This is a genomic window from Paenibacillus sp. FSL R7-0026, from assembly GCF_038004485.1.
In the GTDB taxonomy this organism is placed as follows: domain Bacteria; phylum Bacillota; class Bacilli; order Paenibacillales; family Paenibacillaceae; genus Paenibacillus; species Paenibacillus xylanexedens_A.
The window spans coordinates 6,345,420-6,363,215 of record NZ_JBBORG010000001.1; the positions used below are offsets into that span (position 1 = coordinate 6,345,420).

14 protein-coding genes are annotated in these 17,796 nt (G+C 48.2%); 5 read left to right on the forward strand and 9 right to left on the reverse strand.

The annotated features are described in order from the left end of the window. The first annotated feature begins 19 nt into the window (after window positions 1-19). A complete protein-coding gene (locus tag MKY44_RS27810; RefSeq protein WP_341009528.1) occupies window positions 20-2,332 on the forward strand; it encodes a carbohydrate-binding domain-containing protein in 2,313 nt (770 codons plus the stop codon). A gap of 231 nt (window positions 2,333-2,563) precedes the next feature. Here MKY44_RS27810 and MKY44_RS27815 read toward each other — a convergent pair whose 3' ends face one another. Next, on the reverse strand, window positions 2,564-3,142 hold the full coding sequence (locus MKY44_RS27815; RefSeq protein WP_341009529.1) for a class I SAM-dependent methyltransferase: 579 nt from the start codon (window positions 3,140-3,142) through the stop codon (window positions 2,564-2,566). Between the two features lie 26 nt (window positions 3,143-3,168). Further along, entirely contained in the window at window positions 3,169-3,840 is a 672-nt protein-coding gene (locus MKY44_RS27820) for an FHA domain-containing protein (protein ID WP_341009530.1), read from the reverse strand. A 233-nt stretch (window positions 3,841-4,073) separates the two neighbouring features. Between MKY44_RS27820 and MKY44_RS27825 the strand changes: the two genes are divergently transcribed. Beyond that, the gene (locus MKY44_RS27825; protein ID WP_017691624.1) at window positions 4,074-4,229 is read left to right on the forward strand and encodes a hypothetical protein; all 156 of its coding nucleotides are present in this window, start codon (window positions 4,074-4,076) and stop codon (window positions 4,227-4,229) included. Window positions 4,230-4,608: 379 nt separating this feature from the next. Here MKY44_RS27825 and MKY44_RS27830 read toward each other — a convergent pair whose 3' ends face one another. Together MKY44_RS27830 and MKY44_RS27835 are read right to left on the reverse strand one after the other, a co-directional pair. Beyond that, window positions 4,609-7,197: a DUF2339 domain-containing protein gene (locus MKY44_RS27830; protein ID WP_341009532.1), complete on the reverse strand. Its 2,589-nt coding sequence runs from the start codon at window positions 7,195-7,197 to the stop codon at window positions 4,609-4,611. 189 nt (window positions 7,198-7,386) lie between these two features. Further along, entirely contained in the window at window positions 7,387-8,430 is a 1,044-nt protein-coding gene (locus tag MKY44_RS27835) for an LCP family protein (protein ID WP_341009533.1), read from the reverse strand. A 295-nt stretch (window positions 8,431-8,725) separates the two neighbouring features. Here MKY44_RS27835 and MKY44_RS27840 point away from each other — a divergent pair, with 295 nt between their 5' ends. Further along, window positions 8,726-9,700, forward strand: a complete 975-nt coding sequence (locus MKY44_RS27840; RefSeq protein ID WP_341009963.1) for an aldo/keto reductase — start codon at window positions 8,726-8,728, stop codon at window positions 9,698-9,700. A gap of 144 nt (window positions 9,701-9,844) precedes the next feature. On the opposite strand, the gene MKY44_RS27845 is transcribed toward MKY44_RS27840, so the two are convergent. The 3 genes from MKY44_RS27845 to MKY44_RS27855 form a co-directional block, all read right to left on the reverse strand. Further along, complete coding sequence (locus MKY44_RS27845) at window positions 9,845-10,306, reverse strand: MarR family winged helix-turn-helix transcriptional regulator (protein WP_091035655.1); 462 nt, start codon at window positions 10,304-10,306, stop codon at window positions 9,845-9,847. A gap of 133 nt (window positions 10,307-10,439) precedes the next feature. Continuing rightward, a complete protein-coding gene (locus MKY44_RS27850) occupies window positions 10,440-11,117 on the reverse strand; it encodes a TIGR00266 family protein (RefSeq protein WP_017691614.1) in 678 nt (225 codons plus the stop codon). Next, window positions 11,114-11,509 (reverse strand): winged helix-turn-helix transcriptional regulator, encoded by a 396-nt coding sequence (locus MKY44_RS27855; protein WP_017691613.1) that lies wholly within the window; start codon window positions 11,507-11,509, stop codon window positions 11,114-11,116. The genes MKY44_RS27850 and MKY44_RS27855 overlap by 4 nt, the downstream gene beginning before the upstream one ends. Before the next feature lie 164 nt (window positions 11,510-11,673). Between MKY44_RS27855 and MKY44_RS27860 the strand changes: the two genes are divergently transcribed. Next, window positions 11,674-12,888: an MFS transporter gene (locus tag MKY44_RS27860; RefSeq protein ID WP_341009535.1), complete on the forward strand. Its 1,215-nt coding sequence runs from the start codon at window positions 11,674-11,676 to the stop codon at window positions 12,886-12,888. A 194-nt stretch (window positions 12,889-13,082) separates the two neighbouring features. Then, on the forward strand, window positions 13,083-13,940 hold the full coding sequence (locus MKY44_RS27865; RefSeq protein ID WP_341009536.1) for an aldo/keto reductase: 858 nt from the start codon (window positions 13,083-13,085) through the stop codon (window positions 13,938-13,940). A gap of 154 nt (window positions 13,941-14,094) precedes the next feature. Here MKY44_RS27865 and MKY44_RS27870 read toward each other — a convergent pair whose 3' ends face one another. Both MKY44_RS27870 and MKY44_RS27875 read right to left on the reverse strand, forming a co-directional pair. Continuing rightward, a complete protein-coding gene (locus MKY44_RS27870) occupies window positions 14,095-16,194 on the reverse strand; it encodes a glycosyl hydrolase family 18 protein (RefSeq protein ID WP_341009537.1) in 2,100 nt (699 codons plus the stop codon). After that, on the reverse strand, window positions 16,195-17,766 hold the full coding sequence (locus MKY44_RS27875) for a chitinase (protein WP_341009539.1): 1,572 nt from the start codon (window positions 17,764-17,766) through the stop codon (window positions 16,195-16,197). It lies immediately after the preceding gene. Between the last annotated feature and the right edge of the window lie 30 nt (window positions 17,767-17,796).

Here is a 17,796-nt window from a genome sequence, read left to right on the forward strand (position 1 = left end):
TCGAAGGGAACGATCTTATATGAAGAAAAACATGATAACAGGTAGCAAACTTTGGTCCATCGCCATGATTACCAGCCTACTCGCAGCATGCAGTTCACCAGCAACGACAAGCACAACCGCCAATGCCGCAACGTCAACGACAGGAACAACCAAAACGGTATCTGTCAGCGAGCAAACTTCTGTAAAATACGCGGATCTGGTCTCTCTGGACGCTGACGATACCAACATTAGCTGGAGTGAGGCAGATTCCACAGCGATTAAGCTGAATGGCACAACTGCAACGGTGACCGGTTCGGGTGCCAAAGCAGCGAATGGTTCGGTAACCATCACCCAAGCAGGCACTTATGTACTTAGCGGTGAGCTAACGGATGGCCAGATCGTGGTCAACGTTGCCGATAAAGGCACCGTACATCTCGTATTAAACGGAGCAACCATTCATGATAATGACAGTGCCGCGATCTACATTCAGAAGGCCGGTAAAGCGGTGATTACACTAGAAAAAGGAACCAAGAATACCGTTTCCGATGGTAAAACGTATGTGTACGCCGACGCCACGACAGACGAGCCGGATGCTGCGATCTTCAGCAAAGCAGATCTTACATTCAATGGTGCGGGTCAATTGACCGTCACAGGTAACTATAATGAAGGTATTACGAGCAAGGATGATCTGAAAATCATTAGTGGTAGCATCAGCGTTAAAGCTGCCGACGACGGCATCAAAGGTAAAGATATGGTCGCCATCCAAGCGGGTACGATTACCATTGAAGCCGAAGGCGACGGTATTAAATCAACCAATGACACAGATACCACCAAAGGTTACGTTGCTATCGCAGGAGGTACCTTCCATATCCAAAGTGGTAACGACGGTATTCAAGCCGAAACCGCACTCGTGGCGGATGGCGGCACATACAACATTGTAACGGGTGGCGGTAGCGCCAATGCACCAGCCAAAGTAGAAGAAGGTCCGTTTGGCGGCGGTGGCGGTGGATGGGGTGGCGGCACACCTCCAACGAATATGGGCACACCACCAGATGGCGAACCTCCTGCGGATATGCCAGAGATGCCTAATAACAGCAGTACGAATGCAGATGCTACTACGAACGGTGCAGCAGCATCCAACTCTGCCAATGCAACAACAACAGCAACAACGGATAACAATGCTGATGCGGACACTGCAACAACAGCTACTGAGTCCACAAGTGCAAAAGCACTCAAAGCAGGTACAGACCTGACGGTTAATGGCGGTACGTATACCATTGATTCCATGGATGATTCCCTGCACAGCAACAATAACGTGACAGTTAACGACGGAACATTCAACATTGAATCCGGTGATGACGGCATTCATGCCGATCAGGCCCTGACGATTAATGGCGGAACTATTACGATTGCGAAGAGTTATGAAGGACTTGAAGGTGCAATCATCACACTGAACGATGGGGATGTAGATGTAACGGCATCCGATGATGGCGTAAATGCTGCAGGTGGCGAGACGGAAACAGCTGCGAATACAGCGGCGAGTACAGATAGCGCGACTACAGCACCCGATGCAACAACGACATCGAACATCTCTGTAACCGAAACGACAGGCACAACATCGACTACCGATCAGGCATCCCAAGGTACAGCTGCTAATCAGCAAGGACGTGGACCGGGCGGTATGGGTGGTGCAGCAGCGAGTAATAACGAATTCCACATTAACGGCGGCTCCCTCACCGTGAACGCAGGTGGTGACGGGCTGGATTCCAATGGTTCCATTAACATGACTGGCGGAACGGTTATTGTGAACGGACCGACGAATAGCGGCAACGGAGCATTGGATTATGACGGCACATTTGAAATCAGCGGTGGATACTTGGTAGCTGCTGGCAGCTCGGGTATGGCACAAGGAACATCCGATGCATCTACGCAAAATACCATTGTGATGACATTCCCTGCAACGCAAAAAGCTGGAACACTTGTACATGTACAAGATAGCGAAGGCAACAACATCCTGACCTTTGCACCAGCAAAAGATTATCAAACCGTGGTTGTCAGCTCACCGGATCTTGCAAAAGATGGTTCCTACGTGATCTACTCCGGTGGTACATCTACAGGTAAAGCCGTGGATGGACTCTACACAGACGGTACCTACAGTGGCGGAACTCAAGTGGTTGCCTTCCAATCGACCAGTAATGTGACTTGGGTGAATGAATCTGGTGTAACCACTGCCAATACAGGTATGGGCGGTCCTGGTGGCGGCGGTGGACAAGGCGGATTCGGAGGCGGCAGAAACAGATCCCAATCCGGTACAACATCCGACAGCACAGCCACTACCGATTCTGCAAAATAATACGTGCGGTAAGCAATAATCAAGCAATCTCTTGCCCCAACTCAAAGGCGAGACAAAAAGGCTCCGAATCACTTCATAGTGAGATCGGGGCCTTTTTCGCATCCTGGTTCTTACGTGGTATCTGCATTACTATGATATGGAGCACACTCTTTGATCCATTAACGTTATGGCAGAAGGTTTACAGCACTCCAGCTAAGCAAAAACCTGGTGATCACTTTCCTGTTCTTTTCTTTAAAAGGAATACACATACACCTTGGTACGCAGGGCATCTCGACATGTTATTGTGCGTACCGGTTCCTTACCCGGCAGCGCAAAACAGACACTAATCACCTTGGCACCCGGCGGAAGCTCTCGACTGAACTTGTCCAGAAGCTTAGTCATGGCACCCGGGAACAGATAACAGATCACACAATCCGCATGTTCATAGGAACTGGTGTAGATATCCCCGCGCATGAAGCGCAGCCTGCCCTTGAGAGAGTACTTTTTCCCCTTGGCTCGACGTAAGCGAACACTGAAATAGGCAATCAGTTGGGAAGACCATAAGGGAATGATCGAATTCTCAATACCCGTTAGCCTTTTGCCAGCACAGTGCCTTACAACATCCAACCCCAGTGTCCCCCATCCGGAGCCGGCTTCGAGCACATCCCCGTACCCCGGAATACGGTTCACCTCCTGAATGACCACCTGCCTGACACGACTGGATGTGGGCATCGGGGAAATCCCGTTTTTCCAACTGACAAGTACGATGGATATGACACATATCAATGTCACCACGGCAATCAGCCATGGAATCAGGTAAATGATGAACATGAACTCATCCCTTTGTTATCACTCATTCATTCCGGCACATGAGACTTCATATATACACCCTTTTTATAAACGGACTTAATGGTAAAGTGTACACCCAGCTTGCGATTCGTCCGATAGATTAGCGAGTTAATCTCGTCGATCCCTACCGCTTCACTCTCCAGCATGCTCCGCTCCGGCCACACCTGAGCCACAATTTGCTCTCGGGTCACAAAATGGTCCAGTTGACTATACAGTAGCTTGAACAGCTGATACTCCTTCTTGGACAGCGGAATCTCCACTTCGCCGATCTGTACGGTTTGCAGGTGATCCTGTAACCGTACACCCTCACCGAACAGATCCGACACCCGATATTCCCTCGTCTCTCCAAGATCGCCTTCCGTGCAAAGCTGGATCAGGCCGTTGACCAACGTCAGGCTGTCTCCTTCGCCAAACGGATATTTCTCATAGGGAACGAGGCGCTGCCCGTTCAGTTCGGTACCATTTTTGCTATCCAGATCCTCGATCCATAACTGTTGCTGTACATCATAATGAATGCGGCAATGCCGCTTCGATATCATCTGATTATAAACAGACAAGTCCAATTCACTACCGCCTGTGTAACGTCCCACCGTAATGGAGCGACCTTGGCTTACATAAGCGAATGAGCCGTCACTTTCCTGTCCTGGCGTACGAATGACGATTTTTGCCGTCTCCCGCATGTTATTCTCCCACCTTCAATGATCACTCACTCGATCTCTATAAACATTTCATAACAATAATGATAAATTCATCAGATTTGTTCCATTGTTTGCACCGCTATAGTTCAATATAGTGGTGTACAGGAACGATTTTTGTTCGGTTCTACTTACTCTACTATACCAGACGTTGTGCTTTTTTTCTCATGACGGCCGGATGTCTACTTTAGCTCATTCAACAAGAGAGGTACCTTCCTATGAACAAAAAAAATATTTTCATATACGTGTTGCTCGCCTTTGCCCTGTCCATGACATTAACCGTGCTCTCCCGTATGAATGATGATGGCGGAGAATCACTGAAAGGCACATCAGCTGCCGAAACCTCATGGTTACAAATGAAGATCCAACCCTAAGTCTACTCTATTATAACGTGATCTCTACGCAAAACGTTTCACGAATGTCATATTAGGCTAAGCGATAGACTCACATCAATAAGGCCCCAGATTGCTGGTAACAGCAGCCCGGAGCCTCATTTTAATACAAAAAATCTATATTACACGACTTATCTCCCAATGCGAAGTGAAGTGGACAGCGGACATTCCCACCATCTCACCCACATTCACGTCATTGCCGCTTCTTTCTCGCGCCGAATTTCCTCCAGCCATACACGACAAGAGCTACAGGGCCAGCGAACCATAACAACTGCCAAAGCATAATTTTCAGGTCGAATCCCATTTCAAGAATCACTCCTCCGATAATCGCAAAGGTAAATACATTCGTTCAAACCCCAAATCAATCTTGGTCTTCCTCCGGCACAGTCGATTCGTCGCCAGGCTTCGCTGTCACTCTGGACTGTACTTCCTCCATCCGGCTGGACACCTTCTGATACAGGTAAGAGATCCCCAGCAATAGTACGCCGAAGCTGAAATAGGCAAAGATTTTGCTGCCTGAGGTAAGCATCCCCACATCATAGAACACCATCTTCCCCGTAGCGAACAACGTTAGTCCTAGGCCCAGACGCCGAATCATGACATATTTTCTACGGAATCCATAGGCAATATAGAGAATCGCCAGCAGCAGATAGATCAGGCTGAACATCAGCCCCACATCACCCCAATGGAACTGGATCGTCAGGAATACGGTGATGACACCCAGCAGATACACCCCTGCGATAACCGGGTACCATTCAATGCTCTTGAACTGCCCGCGGATGCCGGCAATCAGCAGATCCCTTCCTGCAAAGAATACCCCTACGTTAAAAATAATCAGCACTAGCAAACCAACAATCTCCGCCGCTGTATGCTGCTGAACTTCCGGCTGAAGCGCTGGCATCGTTAAGGTTACAGCCAGTGCAATACAGCAGCCAATAGCATGCAAGAAGGTGGTATACACCTTTACGTATCGATCATGCAGCAGCTTCACCTTGTTCAGTCCATAGGCCAATGCAATAGTGAGCGCTGCGAACATGAGTAACTTGTAGAACATGTATAACAGGAACGTCCCATCGACAGCTCTGGTATAAAATTCATTCGACTCATACAGCACGTATAACCACAGATTCGCAAGTGTCACATACTTGAATCCGTTCAGGAAACCCAGCTCCAGCGGGCTGTAGTTGAATCTCTCCCTGGAAGATGAGCTGTTGTGAACTGCCCAGGCATAATACAGTGTAATCAGCAGGGTCCCCAGCGTAATGCTGGAGTATTTTAACATGAAATAAGAACGTTCCCCGATGAAGAATAGCGCCAGCAGATCGTAGTACACAAAAGTGATTAGACATAGAAGAACGATGCCCCATCCGGCACGTTCCACCGACTTGAGCCGTTTCAGATGTCCAAGCGTAACCAACAGAACCCCTTCGATTAACCAACCCATCGATAACCACTTGGCCCCGAATTGGAACGGAATAATCAGAATGGCAAAGGTCAGGGAAGTGACATAGAAGAGTAATATCGTCTGTTTCTCCTGAGCCATATGGCGCTGGACGAATCGTGCGAGGCCCAGATACACCACGCAGAAGATCAACGCCAGCAAGCCCTGAGCATCATTCCAACCTGCCACATCAAATAACACGTATAACATCAGGCAACTGATGGTCGTATTCATGGCGAGTAGAGCGAAATCCCACCAGGTTAACTTCATTCGGTGTTTGAACGGATATGCCAGTGTAATGCCCAGATATAATGCAAACGTCACAATGGAATACAACATGCCAATCTTCTCACTTGGCGACAGCCATAATAAGATGAGCATGGACGGTGTGTTGAACAGGAAACTGATATAGTGCACCACCGGCCACCGTTTGCCAAACGAAATGAACACAATAATGCCGTTTAAGAGCAGCAGATAGATCATGGCTACATAAACAGCAGGGCCTTCAAGCCCGAACGAAAACATATAGGAGAATAACGGAAGATATCCGCCTACCAAACCTAGTGAACAGATAGTCTTCGACTGGTATCTCAAGGACAACAATACGGAGATTGCCGATACCAATACAGACAGGGCAAGTCCCGTATATAACCCGATAATATGCAGTAAAAAGTAACTATAGAAGACGGAGCCGAACAACACGGATATCCCACCGCCGAGCAGCCCCATCGCAAACGTCTGCCTTTTGCGGCGGAACAGCCACTCTCCTCCAGCAAGCATCAGTGCACCGAGCAGGAAAAAGGCTCCGCTCTTCATCTCGTCATTGAACCAGGTCGAGTACGAATATTGGAACGCTGCTCCAACGCCCAGAATGAGGAGCAGGATGGCTACTTTGTTGATCCAGCTGAGTCCAATCTTCATCTCCATGCGATTCTGCTTGATCCGGCGTTGAATAGTCTCTTCGCTCAACCCTTCCTCCGCCATATGCTCATATCCACGTTCCATGTGCCCACGCAGAGCCTCTTCTCTATCCCGTACAGCTCGTCTGTGCGATTCAATGCGCTCATTCACCTCTGCCGCAAGGTAAGCAATCCTCTCCTTCACCTCGTGGGAGTCCTCTTGCAACTCCTGTGCTGCCTGGTTATACAGCGCGTTCAGATTGGATTTGGTTCGATGTTCATGGAATGCAATTCGATCATTATGTACTGCTGTTTTCCCTTGAAAATAGGTCTCCATCTTCTCTCGGGATACGCGGATCAGATTCAGCTTCTCATCCAACATCTGTTCGGATAACGCCATACGAAGACGTGCATTCTCTTCTTCCATCTTGCGTGAGCGAAGCTCAAGCTGGCGCAACTTGAGTTTGTGAGCTTCATACTGTTCCTGTAACTGTTCATTCTGAACGATCAGGTCATCGGACTGGTACTCCTGGAGCAGGGCGTGATACTCCTTCGCCAGCTGTTTCTGCTGCTCCTGAACCTGTTGAAGCCGATCCTTAAACTCCTTCATGAGCTTCCTCCGTTGGTTGATGTTTAATCTTTTCCCTATATTTTACTATATATATGCCATAAAAAGAGGTTTAAACATTAGATATATCCGTACAATATTCCATCCAAAGGATTTCAAACACAAAAAAGCCGGGAAGCAACAGCTTCGCCGGACTTATATTCATATGAGCATTTGCACAAGAATGGATGCTTATGCCGCATCACTCGTCTCCGATTGGTCCGCTGACTCCGGTTCAATAATCTCGGTCGCATCCGGGTCCAGCCAACTGGCGATCATGCCACGCACATATTGCAGATCGTCCTCCGACAGATCGTAGTACCATGTGCCACTGCGCGTTGCACCCTCACCCTTCAGCATGTAATTGCTGATCGTTGGTATGCTATCTTTCATATATAAGGACTCGGCAAATTTCACGATAAAGTCCGAGGTCATGTTGGTTGTAAAATTCGATCCGGCAATCTGGATTACTTCCGGGATCTTGGTCAGATTTTTGACTTCCAACGCACGATTCATGAAGGCACTTAAGAAAATCCGGTGACGCATCGTCCGATTGAAATCGGAATCTTCCCGGTAACGCACATAACCAAGCGCTTCTTCGCCGCTATAGATCGGTTTGTTGGCTTCAACAAACAGCTTCTCATGAATTTTGAGCTTGTTCTCAATATTCTTTTTGATCGGCAGTTCCACACCACCAACCGCATCAACAATATCCTTGAGCCCGTTAAAATTAATCGCGGCATAGAAATCCACTTTGTTCCCCAGCAAATTCTCCACCGTGTCCATCGCCATCTTGGCTTCACCGTGGGCATATGCTGAGTTGATCTTCGACTTCACATCCCGGCCGACAATCTCGGTATAGGAATCACGTGGAATGGACAGCAGCAGCACTTTATTGTCTTCTGGACGCACGACGGAATAGATGATGGTATCCGAACGGCTTGGTTCGTTATCGCGTTGGTCAATACCCAGCAGCAACAATGAGAACGGGTCCGTATGTTCCACAACAGGGGCATCCTTATCGCCAGCTGGTTTAAAGGAGTCATCCAAGGCATCCTTCACTGTAGCTGATGCGAACAAATTAAAGGCAAACACGACGAGTTGCTTTTGATAAATAAATCCGAGTCCTCCCAACACAAGCAGCACACTTAGGGTGATGATTAATGGCTTCTTCCATTTCTTCTTCGGTTTCTTCGGCTTCCGTCTTGTTAAATGTGCGGCACTGTTTTCCATCATATCTCCTTTAATAACGGGTTCTTAGAATCATTTAACTATATTAATAACACGTTTTCAATAGATTAAGTTATAATCTGCTATACAAATACGTGTTCAAAAAGTTTGGTTTTCAGTACCAAGAAGATGGAATGAAGCTAGAAATAGAGTAGCGGAGCGTAGGGAAAACTACGTGAGCAACGGACATTTCGGCTGAATTTCATATTCGATGCTGATGATGCCACCAGGCATCATTCGTAATCAAAAGTGGACTTTTTGAACTACCTCTATAAGATGTACATAAAGGGAGCGATGAATGATGGAATATCGACGTTTGGGTCATAGTGGTTTGCGTGTGTCGGCACTGGGGCTCGGCACCAATGCATTTGGCAAACGCGCGGATGAAGCAGCTTCTACCCGCATTATTCATGCAGCGATGGATCAGGGCATCAACTTTATCGATACCGCCAATATCTACGCAGGCACGGAATCGGAACGCATCATTGGACAGGCTCTCACAGGTCGACGGGAAAACGCGGTGCTTGCTACCAAGGCCGGATTACCCCGGCATGATGGTCCCCATGGGCGGGGCTCCTCCCGCTACCATTTGCAACAAGAGCTGGAACATAGCCTGCGGCGTCTGCAAACGGATTATGTCGATCTGTACCAGATCCATACTTTTGATCCGCATACACCGCTGGATGAGACACTTCGCACACTGGACGATATGGTCACTTCCGGCAAAGTCCGTTACATCGGAGCCTCCAACTACGCAGCTTGGGAGCTGATGAAAGCTCTGGGAATCAGTGAACAGAAAGGTTATGTGCGCTACATCTCCACCCAAACCAGTTATTCCCTGGCAGACCGTACACCTGAGCTTGAACTGGTACCAATGTGTCTCGATCAGGGTGTAGGCATTATCCCCTATTTCCCGCTGGCAGGTGGTATTCTGACAGGTAAATATAACGGACAGACCAGTGTGCCTTCTGGTTCCAGAGCAGACACCGATCCGTCCTTCAACCGTTTCCTGCTGGAGCATAATATCCAACTGAGTGAACAGGTGAGTGCTAAAGCTGCCTCATATGGTTGCTCCCCGAGTGTGCTGTCGCTCGCATGGCTACTGACACGTCCAGCTGTATCCACAGTGATTGTCGGGGCTACACGCACCGAACAGCTGGAACATAATCTGGCTAGTCTGGACATGTCACTGCCTGATGAGCTGTTGGCCGATCTGGATCAGATCAGTGACTCTTTCCGTCGCCGCGAGCCATTTGCATCCTATCGAATCGATTGAGCAACCCAAATAGACCTCCCGACAAGATGAAGTCAGGAGGTCTATTTGTATTTTACAGAGGTGTTATAATTATTAATAATCAGAAAATTTTCCATTTCCACTACATTCTGTAGTTTAATAAATTAAAAAAAGATATATTACGGATCAACTCTCCGTTTTTTGGCGAAGAAACTCTTGCATGATCTCCATATATTCTTCCTTGCGATCATCCAAAGTTTCGAAGAATGCCTTGTCCGATTCCTCGACAAGATGGATTCCCTCCACAGCCAATCGGGTTCCTTCTTCCGTTGTTGTGATAATATTGGCACGCGTATCTGTCTGATGACGAGCGCGGGTAATTAATCCCCTTTTTTCAAGCGCACGTAGAACCTGAGAAGTCACGTTAACATCCACCTTGGCAAACTGAGCAATTTGAACCTGAGTAACTCCCTTGCCTTCCTCATCGTGTTCATTGAGCCATAAACAGGCGTGCAATAATACAAATTGAGGTTGTGTCAGTTCGAGGGGCTCCAGCACCCTGCGTACTTCCTTTTGCCACATGGCTGTAACCTGCCATAACAGATATCCCGGACTTTCTTGTGCGTTTTTATACCGTGAGCTTGTCATCTCATACCTCCATGATGTGCGACCTTATGCAACAGAATATATACCCTCAGTCAATGAAGTAAATCCATTATTCATATAACGATGATGGAAACATATCCGTTGCAACTCTGTGTGTTCTTTCTCAAAAAAATAATTAGCGCGCAGGGATAAACTGCTTCACCCATTGTCCGAATCCTTGCGGATTGCGGCTCTGTATAAGAATGGTTCCTTCTCCCCGGAACCGACATACCAGTCCTTCTCCACTTGTAACACTGGATAACCAGCCCTGTGAAGCTTTCTCAATACGGTAATCTACATAATGAGGCCATGCCACCAAATGGGCGTTATCCACGATCATTTCTTCACCTGCTGCCAGATTAATCGCATGGATGGCACCATAGGAAGACAGAAATACGGTTCCACGTCCACTGATCTCAATAATGAAGAAACCTTCTCCCGAAAAGAGACCTTTCTTCAGGTTTTGCATTTTGGTATTCACCTGAATGCCCTCGGTTCCTGCCAGAAATCCGTCTTTCTGCACATAGAGTGAATAGGAACCGTCCAATTCAACAGCTTCTACATCGCCCATACTGGAAGGTGAGAGCAGAATCTCTGCCGACCCGCCCGCAGCCGTCAGTTCCTGAAAGAAAAACTTCTCCCCGCTCAGCATCCGACCGAACCCGGCAAACATCCCACCTTCTGCTGAACCCTTCAGTTCAACCGTAGGAGTCATAGATACCATCGCACCACTCTCGGCCTTGAACCGCTCTCCCCGTTGCAAATGTACCTTGAGCATTGCAAAAGCACCATCATATAAAATCTCATAGTTCACGGTTGCACCAGCTCCCTATTGTCAGAGTTAAAATCATTGAGTCCATTATCTTCCAGAACTGCTGATTTGTCTCCGTATTCCTTCACAATATGTTGATCTCCCCAATTACAGAGCGCATTGAGAATTGGTTCAAGACTTCTCCCGTAATCACTCAATTCGTATTCTACTTTGGGAGGGACCTGATTATATACGATTCGATTCACGATCCCGTCGTTTTCAAGCTCTCTCAGTTGCTGTGTTAACATTTTCTGTGTAATTGCGGGCATAATACGCTTGAGATCACTGGTTCGTCTTTTCCCATGTGTCAGATGACAGAGAATGACGCATTTCCACTTGCCACCGATCACCTCTAGGGTAGCTTCAACCGAGATGTTATATTTTTTTCTGACCATAACTTGCTTCCTCCCTGATGAATTGAATTACCTCCGTCGCATGCTGTATAGGCACCAAAAAGTACGTAGGGTACTAAAAAGTACGTACTATTCAATCTATACCGAATAACTCATAATAGCATTTGCCGGTACGTAAATCTACATTCTGGGGAGTTGAGCAAGAAATGTTACAAGATTCAAAACGCAGCACGTGGGCGCTGCTGGCACTGGCCATTAGTGCATTCGCGATCGGTACCACAGAATTTATCAGCGTTGGGCTACTGCCCCTCATTGCAGATGACCTGGGCATTTCCGTAACTACAGCGGGACTGACCGTTACTTTATATGCATTAGGCGTTACCTTTGGGGCTCCTGTTCTGACCTCACTGACGTCTACCATATCACGCAAAACGCTATTGCTTGCCATCATGATTGTCTTCATTGCGGGTAACACGATGGCTGCACTATCGACGGGCATCACCATATTACTCATTGCACGAGTAGTGTCCGCTCTGGCACACGGGGTGTTCATGTCCATAGGCTCCACGATTGCAGCCGATCTGGTGCCTGCAAACCGTAGGGCAAGTGCCATTGCCATCATGTTCTCTGGTCTTACCATTGCCACAGTAACCGGTGTACCTCTCGGTACACTCATTGGTCAACATTGGGGCTGGCGCGCTGCCTTTATCCTGATTGTTGGGGTTGGCATCATTGCAATGATCGGTAACCTGATACTCCTGCCATCCACGTTGAAGCGAGGAACACGGACGGCATTTCGGGATCAGCTGAAGCTGGTTACAGGTGGACGCTTGCTGCTTGCTTTTGCCATCACTGCCGTTGGGTACGGAGGAACATTTGTTGTCTTTACGTATCTGTCCCCGTTGTTGCATGATATCAGCGGATATTCCGAGAAAACGGTAGCGTTCATTCTGTTGTTGTACGGAATAGCCATCGCTGTTGGCAACATCATCGGCGGCAGAGCAGCCAATCGCAACCCGCTCAGGGCGCTCTTCTACATGTTCATCATTCAGACCATCATTCTCGGCGTGATGTACTTCACCGTCCCATTCAAGTTGGCAGCACTGCTCACCATTATGGGTATGGGCCTGCTCGCCTTCATGAATGTGCCTGGACTTCAGATGTACGTTGTAACCTTGGCTGAACGATATGCACCACAGGCCAAGGATGTAGCCTCAGCCTTTAACATCGCCGCATTTAATGCAGGGATCGCTATAGGTGCCTATTTGGGTGGAGTGATCAATGACTCCATTGGTTTGATTCACACGACATGGGTCGGAGCCTTGATGGTTCTCGTAGCTGTAATCCTGACTGCATGGGCTAAAATGCTGGAAAGCAAGGATCAACATGCATCAGTCGAAATGGAGAAAGCTTCGTTCTAATTTCCATTCCGATCATGGGTCTCACTCTTATATATCAGTTCCAGCCTTAGAGGGGAACCGGTTTCATATGGTAGTTTATTATACTATAATACGTTGAACCCAATTTGATCTACTATGATTTAATTTTGTATGATAAAACAACGACAATTCAGCTTAATATGACTGATTTTTACACACTTTAAGGAGGAAATCTCATGACAACAGCTCAAACCGCACAACATTTACAATCCACAGTAACTCTGCATAACGGTGTTTCTATGCCTTGGTTCGGACTTGGTGTATTTAAGGTAGAAGAAGGATCTGAACTGATTGAAGCCGTGAAAAATGCGATTAAACATGGCTACCGCAGCATTGATACTGCTGCAATATACGGCAATGAAGCCGGTGTGGGCCAAGCGATTGCCGAAGCTTTGCAAGAAAACAACCTGAAACGTGAAGAACTGTTTGTTACATCTAAAGTATGGAATGCAGACCTCGGCTATGAAGAGACACTTGCGGCTTTTGATACAACCTTGAACAAACTGGGACTGGAATACCTGGACCTGTATCTGATTCACTGGCCTAAGGCAGGCAAATATAAAGCAGCCTGGAAAGCAATCGAGGAACTTTACGCGGCTGGTCGCATTAAAGCTATTGGTGTAAGCAACTTCCAGATTCATCATCTCGAAGACCTGATGCAGGATGCCAAAGTGAAACCGATGATCAATCAGGTAGAATACCACCCTCGCCTGACTCAGGTTGAGCTAAAGGCTTTCTGTGAGAAGCATGGTATCCAGCTTGAAGCTTGGTCGCCTCTGATGCAAGGTCAACTGTTGGACAACCCAGTGCTCATGGCTATTGCTTCAGACAAAGGTAAATCGGTTGCACAAGTCATCCTGCGTTGGGATCTGCAAAATGGAGTCATTACCATTCCGAAGTCCACCAAGGAAAACCGGATTATTGAGAATTCCTCTATCTTCGACTTTGAACTTTCAAATGAAGAGATGGATCAGATCAGTTCTCTGAACGAAGATGTACGCGTTGGACCTGACCCGGACAACTTCGATTTCTAATAGATAGCCTTTTTGGAGGCTGCTTTGTTTGACATAATATAACGAAAAAACACCGGACCAGTATCCGGTGTTTTTTCGTTATATTCTCTTCCCTATAGCCAAGCCTCGCTAAAACTGCACGTTTCAATTCAAAATGTGGTAATCCATTTTTTAACTATTGGACCTGCCACAATGCAGGGACATTGGATGGTTCCCATCCTGACAAGGAAGTGTGGGATTGCAAACATTTATACGTCTTACCGCTATAGGTGACCAGCTGTCCTACAGTATAGGCTGTATTTGCCTGCCAGGCGGAAACGCCCGGATTTGTCGTTCCTGCTGTTGTTTTCACGGTCACCGCGTTGCTCGCAGCAGAACCATTCCCCGCCGCATCCTTTGCTTTCACCGTAAAAGTATACGAGGTATCCGCAGCAAGCCCGCTGATCGTTGCTGTCGTTCCGGTCACGGATGTCGCAAGTGTCGTTCCACTGTACACATCATAACCCGTTACACCCACGTTATCCGTGGATGCCGCCCAGCTCAGCGTTATGCTGGATGTTGTTTGCGCCGTTGATGCCAGGTTCGTCGGTACAGTTGGCGCTTGCGTATCACCTCCCGGCGAAGTGGCAGTGCTTACGGTTACAGCATTACTGGCTGCAGACAGATTACCTGCCGCATCCTTTGCTTTTACCGTAAAGCTATAGGATGTACCCGCTGACAGTCCGCTGATTGTTGCGGTCGTCCCGTTGACGGAGGTCACAAGATTGGCACCGTTGTAGACGTTATAACCGGTAACACCCACATTATCCGTTGAAGCATTCCAGGCCAGCGTCACCGAATTGGCCGTCATACCTGTCGAGCGGGCATTACCGGGTACGCTTGGCGCCGTCGTATCTGCTGGAGGCACTGTACCTCCGGTAGGCAGATCGGCTTTCAGTTTATTTTGAAGTGTTTTGTTCCGGTCACCGCTAAGCTCCCAGAACATCGCTCCGCCAAGTCCTTTGCTCTTGATATAAGCGGTTTTATATCCAAGAGACTCCGCATCATCATAGCTAATAAAACGCTTGTTGGTCGCATTATAGAGATATGGTACCTTGGCCGTATCATTCCAGTAACGCGTGTACCCGTTTTTGTTAATGTAGTTGGTCTCCAGATCATAAAAATCAAAGGAGCCTGCTTCCCATGTTCCAACGGAAGAACCTCCCGTGCAGGTCTGATACTGACCATTACTCGCCTGTGCGCATCCATCCCAGCCGCGGCCATAGAATGGAACACCAAGCACAAGTTTGGCGGCCGGTACGCCAGCATTCAAATGCCCTTGTGCTCCGGCAGCCACATTAAATGTATTGGCATCCGGCACCCCAGCAGCCGAAGCCGCTGGGTCATAGTTCAACGGCGCGTTATGCGCGCTGACTTTTTGCCAGGCCCCGTTAAAATCGTATGTCATAATATTAATCCAGTCTACGATGGCAGCTATATTGGCAAGCTCAGTATTCGCAGCATAGGTCGTCGATGCACCGCTTGCAATCGTAAGCAGATACTTCTTGCCGTCCACAGCTCCGGCAGCATCCAGTTTCTCACGGATTTTGCTCAGAAGCAGTGTGTAATTCTGCTTATCCTCAGGACGTTTGCTGTTACCATCAAGTCCGCCTGATACCGGGTACTCCCAGTCCAGATCTACCCCGTCAAAATTGTATTTCCGCAGGAAGTCGACAGCAGAGTTTGCAAATACCTCTCGCGTTGCAGCAGTCGCAGCTACATCGGAGAAGCGGTTGGACCATGTCCATCCTCCCACGGAGATGATTGTCTTCAGACTAGGATTGATCTGTTTCAGCTTGTTCAGCTGATTGATATTGCCTGCAATGGGCTGATCCCACGTATCCCCTGCAAATGTCTTGCCTGTATCAATCCATGGATCGCCAAGCACGATCGTTCCATTTGGTACATTGATTGTCTGGCTCTTCTCATTCTGACATGTCCAAGTCACCGGATTGGGGCCCGAAGGATCCGGATTTCCATGAATACCATTCCAGCAAATATCGGCAAAAGCATAGTTGATATGCGTGACTTTGGTTGGGTCGATGTCCGTTACATTATAGTTTCTTCCATACGCAGCCCAGGACGGGTAGTAACCAACAATTTTATAAGAATCTGCAGCTGCTGCCGTAGACGGTTGGAGCACAAAGGAAGGAATAATGACAGATAAGAGCAGGGATAGACCCAGGAGAAACTTTGCGGTTTTCTTGAAAGCAGTGTGTTTATTTAAATGTATCATCTAATACACAACCTCCTTTGTCGTTTGCGTACTCAGCCCGTTCAGGAACGGACGATGTGCGCTCGAAAACTGGTTATTCGTATATGCGTCCCAGTTGATTGACCAGGTCATAATCCCTTTTATCCCCGCATAGCCCGCAGGCTGGAGCAAGGTATAGGAACCGCCGTATGACACACCTTTGATTAGGTAATTCAGTGCCTTTTGCAGATCGGCTGACGTTGTATAACCACCTCCGGCAGCCTGTTGGGAAGCCGGCACACCGATTGCAATCTGATCCGGTCGCAAGGGACTAAAGAAAGGGCCTGTGCTGCCGCCTACATGAAAGCCTTGAAGCAGCATCTCCGCCATGGCCACATGGAAATCAGCTGTCCCTTGGGCGTAAGAGCGTCCATCCAGCCCCACCATGGAGCCCGTGTTATAGTGCTGCACATGAAGCAGGGTCAGGTCATTACGCAAGGCATGGATGACTGGCAAGTATGCTCCCCAAGGACCGCCGTAGCTCAGATATCCACCCTGTACATAAGCCGTCTCCGGCGCAGCCGTCAGGATGAAATTGGCGCCGAAGTGTGACTTAACCGCTTTCACGCCTTGGATGAGGTTAACAATTTTCGGTGTAGTTGGACTACGGAAATCGGTATCCCCTGCATTGAGAGACAGGGAGCTTCCTTCCAGATCGATATCTAGACCATTGAAACCATACGTGGAAATGATTGATTTTAACGAATCTTCGAACTGCTGTCTCTTGGTCGCATCGGTGAGCTCAATGGTACCGTTGGCTCCCCCCATGGAAAGAAGTACTTTTTTCCCCTGGCTTTGCAGATAGGCAATATCGGATTTGAATTCGGCTACTGTTGCATTGTATGGAGTAAAAGCAAGCGTTCCGCTGCCGTGTGATATCGGTTCGGCAAAGGAGACATTAATGACGTCATAAGCTGTTGATACGTTACGAAGTCTGATGTTCGTTGAACCATTATCGAAGTTATGCCAGTAGCCAATCAGCCATTTGCCGCCGGTTGGCCCCGGATTGGAAGATCCATTGGAAGTTGTCACACTGAGGGAGGTGCTCGCAGCGGATATATTGCCTGCGGCATCTTTGGCTTTTACCGTAAAAGCATAAGTCGTGCTGGCTGTCAGTCCCGTGACTACAGCTGTTGTAGTTAAAGTACTTGTCACAAGAACGCCGTTCCGGTACACCTCATACCCCGCTACGCCCACATTATCCGTGGATGCATTCCAGGAAAGACTCACAGAGGTGTTCGTGATGGAGGATGAAGTCAGACCGGCAGGAACAGAAGGTGGTGCCGTATCTGGCGTTGGCGTTTCCCCTCCTGAACCTTCCCCGACGTATTTCCACAACGCGGGCACAATAGAGGGCTCCCATCCGGTCAACGCTGTGTGTGCCTGAATACACTCATAATCTTTATTTTGATATGTTACGAGGTCTCCTTTCTTGTATGCGGTGCCTGCCTGCCACTGGGCGGCGGCATCGGCTCTCGGTGCAAACCACGTAATAAGTAGAAGAACTGCCAAAGCAAATGTAATGACCGGGCGGAATCGAACAGCTTGATTCAAGCAAAATCCCTCCTGTACTAAGGATACGTT

Excerpts from the sequence above, each read along its gene's own strand:
- MKY44_RS27810 (WP_341009528.1), top strand. The coding sequence starts at position 20 with ATGAAGAAAAACATGATAACAGGTAGCAAACTTTGGTCCATCGCCATG.
- MKY44_RS27840 (WP_341009963.1), top strand. The coding sequence starts at position 8,726 with ATGGAATATCGACGTTTGGGTCATAGTGGTTTGCGTGTGTCGGCACTG.
- MKY44_RS27870 (WP_341009537.1), bottom strand. The coding sequence starts at position 16,194 with ATGATACATTTAAATAAACACACTGCTTTCAAGAAAACCGCAAAGTTT.
- MKY44_RS27855 (WP_017691613.1), bottom strand. The coding sequence starts at position 11,509 with ATGGTCAGAAAAAAATATAACATCTCGGTTGAAGCTACCCTAGAGGTG.
- MKY44_RS27830 (WP_341009532.1), bottom strand. The coding sequence starts at position 7,197 with ATGAAGGAGTTTAAGGATCGGCTTCAACAGGTTCAGGAGCAGCAGAAA.
- MKY44_RS27860 (WP_341009535.1), top strand. The coding sequence starts at position 11,674 with ATGTTACAAGATTCAAAACGCAGCACGTGGGCGCTGCTGGCACTGGCC.
- MKY44_RS27815 (WP_341009529.1), bottom strand. The coding sequence starts at position 3,142 with ATGTTCATCATTTACCTGATTCCATGGCTGATTGCCGTGGTGACATTG.
- MKY44_RS27865 (WP_341009536.1), top strand. The coding sequence starts at position 13,083 with ATGACAACAGCTCAAACCGCACAACATTTACAATCCACAGTAACTCTG.
- MKY44_RS27820 (WP_341009530.1), bottom strand. The coding sequence starts at position 3,840 with ATGCGGGAGACGGCAAAAATCGTCATTCGTACGCCAGGACAGGAAAGT.
- MKY44_RS27835 (WP_341009533.1), bottom strand. The coding sequence starts at position 8,430 with ATGATGGAAAACAGTGCCGCACATTTAACAAGACGGAAGCCGAAGAAA.
- MKY44_RS27825 (WP_017691624.1), top strand. The coding sequence starts at position 4,074 with ATGAACAAAAAAAATATTTTCATATACGTGTTGCTCGCCTTTGCCCTG.
- MKY44_RS27845 (WP_091035655.1), bottom strand. The coding sequence starts at position 10,306 with ATGACAAGCTCACGGTATAAAAACGCACAAGAAAGTCCGGGATATCTG.